This is a genomic window from Microcystis sp. M53598_WE2, from assembly GCF_030067735.1.
GTDB lineage: Bacteria > Cyanobacteriota > Cyanobacteriia > Cyanobacteriales > Microcystaceae > Microcystis > Microcystis aeruginosa.
Map to the genome: position 1 here is coordinate 1 of NZ_JASJFE010000962.1, position 4,516 is coordinate 4,516.

The following is a 4,516-nucleotide window of genomic DNA, read 5'->3' on the forward strand; positions in this document are numbered from 1 at the left end:
AGCCTGTAACTTAGCTGTCACCTGACTTTGAATTTTTTCCTTATCTTCGCGACAAGCTTTGACTTCTAACACCTGTACCGCATCTTCCCAACTGGTGGCGATATCGACTTTTTTTAATCCCGTTGCGGTTTTAATTTCATAGCGAATAGTTTTCTCATTAGTGACTCGATTGACTTCTGGAAAAAGCACTTTTAAAGCCCGGGCTGTCACCACCAATTGATAAATACTCGGATCTTCGGGAAAAACATCCCAGAAAGGAGGTTCCTTTTGGATATGTACGGGGATGGGTAAATCCCGATTTTCCCCCATTTGTTGGGCGCGTTTGGCGAGAATAAATTCTCCTTTCCAGTCTTGATAGGATTGCCGCAACTCTCTCATTCCATCGAGACAGCGTAGGGAAAAACCGCCAATTTCCTGCACGAAGACAAGACGATGTTTTTCCACGTCTCCCAAGGGTTTAATATCGTCTTCGTTTGCAATAAATTCCCGCAGTTTCGGAATAATTTTTTGGGCTGCTGGGTTACTGGTATTTCTTCCTCCAATCAGGGCAACATTTTGATTTAATTGGGGCGTAAAACCCGCATCTTTTCCCCGCAAAACCGCAGGATTAAGCATAATTAGGGGTCGCGATTTTTGGTAGGCAATGCGAAGATTATTGATAATCTCGGCATCGTTGTTATAAATTTTTAACAAGCGATCACAAGCTGCTAATTCCTGCTGAATTTGACTACTAGCGGGAGCATTTTGTAGGAGTTGATTAGCTTGATTTAGGATAACTTGTTGAAAATCTCCTTGACGAATATCGGCAATCTCGGTGATGTCAAATAAACGCATATTTTCATCGGCGCGGCGCGTTTCTTTCCAGAGGGGGCTAGATTGCTTTAAAATCTCTTCTGAGAGGGGTAAACAAAGGTTATCCATACCTGTATCGTAGGCATTTTTGCTGCCGACAATCCCGGAGGCAAATTGTTCGATAAAGTCTTGATAAAGACTATTTAATTCTTGTCTGTCAAATAATTTAATCCCATTAATCAACAAAGCATCGGCACTATCGATCTGTTGATTAGCTTGGAGATTAAATAGATCGCGACTTTGAATTAATTTCTGACGAAAGCGATTAAAACGGCTTTCTAATTGATTGAGATGTTCCAGTAAACGATTAATAACCTCTACTCCTGCACCTCTGGTTTTTCGTTGAATATTGGCCATTAAATAGCCTTCCAATCCCGTTAAAGCTTGTTCACAATATTGTTCCATCTTATCTTTTTTCGAGATATGAATTTTATCTTTCAGATCATTAATTTCTGCTAAGGCTGTATCATATTCTCGTTGACGTTTACTTTCGTTTTGACTCCAAACCTGTTCTTGATCGCGACGGAATTTTTCTGCTATGTCGGTGAAGATTTGTCGTACTAAAACAATAAAACTCTCGGCAAATTTTACCCCACGGTTTCGATCTTCAAGGATATTATAAAACTCCATTTCTAGGGACTTTTTACCCCGTTGAATAATTTCATCCCGGTTACTATAAATCTTTTTCAGGTAATCGCCGTGCAGCCGTTCATCGGGACTCAATTCTAGTAAATGATTGCGTTTAAATTCCTCGACTCTTGGCGTTAAATAATCATTAATAAATTGCAGGATTTTTCCCTGTTCATTACCTAAAATATTAACACCCTGTTTGGTACAGGATAGCCAATTATCTTGATTGATTTCCTGACGAGTTTCGTTAGTCCATTGGGAGATTATGGCAATTAAAGAGCGATCCTTGTCGGCACATAAATCCATAATTAATTCCACTTCGCTCAAGCGCATTCTTTTGAGGATATCACCTCTTACTAAGTCCAACATTTGAGCGGGTAAAATCACGGAATCATTCAGCCACCAATTAATTAAATCTTTGGCTAAACGTTCCGATAAAGAGGCCCGAATTTGGGCAATAGGAATTTCAATAGTTGATAGCCCAAAACTCATAAATTGCTTAGGATAACCGCGACCCCCAGGGTCAGCTTGCGCCCAAGAACCCTTAATATTATCTCTAATGGAACGCTTATGGGGTGCAAAATCAGAGGTCATATCTAGGAAGATATTTTGGGCGATCATTTCCCGAATTTGACCGAGTTTAAAATCACCTTCGCCGTTTTTTGTCCCCACTAAATAGGTAAAATCAAAGGGGGGTAATTTACTAACAACTTCATCGACCAAACCACTGCTAAACTGTTGATGATATTCGGTTCTGTAGTCAGAAAAGTAATTTAATTCCATCAAGGCAGCGTAACCATTAGCCAAAACTCGATCGCCGACACTAATCCCCGCAAATGCTTCAGGAGTGGGAACAATTGCCGTACTCAAAGGACTACTTTCCCCTCGCAACCAATTACGGATACAGTAGCCTATATCGATTAACATTCCGCTACCCGTACCACCGTTTAAAGACCCCGTAGTAAAGACATTAATAGCAGTATTACTAACTTTAATTCCATAGCGATCAAGCATAAAGTTTTCTTGTCCTTTTACCCGTCTCACCGCGTCCAGAAATTTCCTTTGGATCTCATGATAATTACAAAATAAAGCAAAACGGCCACAGGCGCGAATTTGTCCCGCTCCCGCTTCCAGGGAAGTAATATTTCTCTCTAATTCCGGGGGAAACCAACTATTAATCCAGGGATATCTATCCATGTCAGATACCATCTCCTGTACCTGTTTTCCACTCACCCGGGACCAGTGTTTCTCGTTATCTTTAAAAGCACTGCCGGCAGCTTCAGGATTACTGATTTTATAATCCTTATCCGTGTCAACCACCAAAAAACTGACAATCGGAAAATTGCTCAAACTGCCATAACTTTCCTCGATTAAGCGACGCAATCGCGATAAAATTTCGTTACCCGTGCCACCAATACCCACTAAAACCGTGGGAACCATGCTTTTTTCTTCTACTGCTGCTGGCATAATTATTTAACTCCTAAGGCCATTTCTTGACGGTTGCGGGGGACTTCGTAGGTGAGGAAATCGTAGGCTAATTTAGTGTTAGGAAAAATCGCCCGCGCTTCCTCTAACAGATTGGAAATATCCAGAGAATTACCCGGTAGATAACGGGGACTAAAATGGGTCATTAATAACAATTTTACCTGGGCTGCCAAGGCCACTTGGGCTGCCATCGTCGAAGTGGAGTGAACACTTTCAAAGGCTAACCCGGCATCTTGGTGTGCAAAAGTCGCCTCATGAATTAGCACATCTGCATTCTGTGCCAATTCGATCGAACCTTCACAGAAAATAGTATCGGTACAATAGGCAATTTTACGGCCGATTTCCGTTTCTCCGCAGAGGGACTGACCGCGAATTTTGCTGCCATCGGGAAGGGTGACAGTTTCCCCTTTTTTCAGCTTGCCGTAAATTGGTCCGGGGGGAATACCTAAAGCGTTGGCTTTTTCCACATCAAAACGTCCTGGACGGTCTTTTTCGGCGATGCGATAACCGTGGGCGGGAATACGATGTTTTAATAGCTGACAGGAGACGGTAAATTCTTCATCTTCGTAGAGTATGCCGGGGGAAATGGCATGGACACGCACCCGATTAGCTAAATTAGTATAGGAATACTTAGCACAAGCACGCAGATAGTCCCCTAGTCCGGGGGGTCCGTAGATGTCAATATCCTGAGCAGAACCGGCTAATCCGATACTGGCTAACAATCCCATTAAACCAAAGATATGATCCCCGTGCATATGGGTGATAAAAATGCGTCGGATTTGGGAACTTTTCAGGTCGCTACGCAGTAACTGGTGTTGAGTTCCTTCTCCACAGTCAAACAGCCATATTTCCGCCCGTTGCGGCAAACGAAGGGCGATACTAGAGACATTACGGGAACGAGTGGGAACCCCAGAACTGGTTCCTAAAAAAGTAATCTCCACAGGATAGCTGTCAGGATAGAGGATTCTTTTTCTAGTCTAGGCTGTTTTTATCGGTTTCTCGATCGAATTGCTGCTTTTCTGTATTTCTTGACTTGGAAACAGCAAATCCCCTGATTTTGACCTAACTCTGCAATAATTACTCGCAGCCAGAAATAGGTTGGGCTTATCATACTTTGTGCTTTTTGTCAAAAAAACTTTTTTTTTGCAATAAAACTACACAAAAAAAAGATCATCGTTGCCCGTGAAATTGACTGATTTACCCGTCTTAATTAGGATCACCCTGTAGGTGTGGCAAGGGTTTCAACCATTGCTACCCAAAAAAGCACAGAATAACCCATTATGAAATTCAGTAAAATCGCTGTTACCACTGTAACATCGTTGTTAAATAAAAATCTTTCTCAATTAATTCTTAAGAATTTGTAAATATTGCGAAATGTTAATTTAAATATTCTCAAGTTTTTGGAGTCAGTCAATAATTTTTGCTTATCTTTGACCAACATTGGGTTAGGAGACAGCATTCTCCGAGTCAGGAGTCAGGAGGCAGGAGATAGGGTGATAGGGTTTTGGGGTGATAGGGTGATGAGACAGCTTCCCCACTTCTCACTCCC

At 41.8% G+C, this 4,516-nt stretch carries 2 protein-coding genes; both read right to left on the reverse strand.

Translation table 11 applies throughout. The annotated features are described in order from the left end of the window. Positions 1-2,949, reverse strand: a 2,949-nt coding sequence (locus PX636_RS19725) for a tubulin-like doman-containing protein (protein ID WP_288118426.1), incomplete at its 3' end; no start/stop codon positions are given. Positions 2,950-2,951: 2 nt separating this feature from the next. After that, entirely contained in the window at positions 2,952-3,908 is a 957-nt protein-coding gene (locus PX636_RS19730) for a ribonuclease Z (RefSeq protein WP_012267741.1), read from the reverse strand. Positions 3,909-4,516 lie beyond the last annotated feature (608 nt).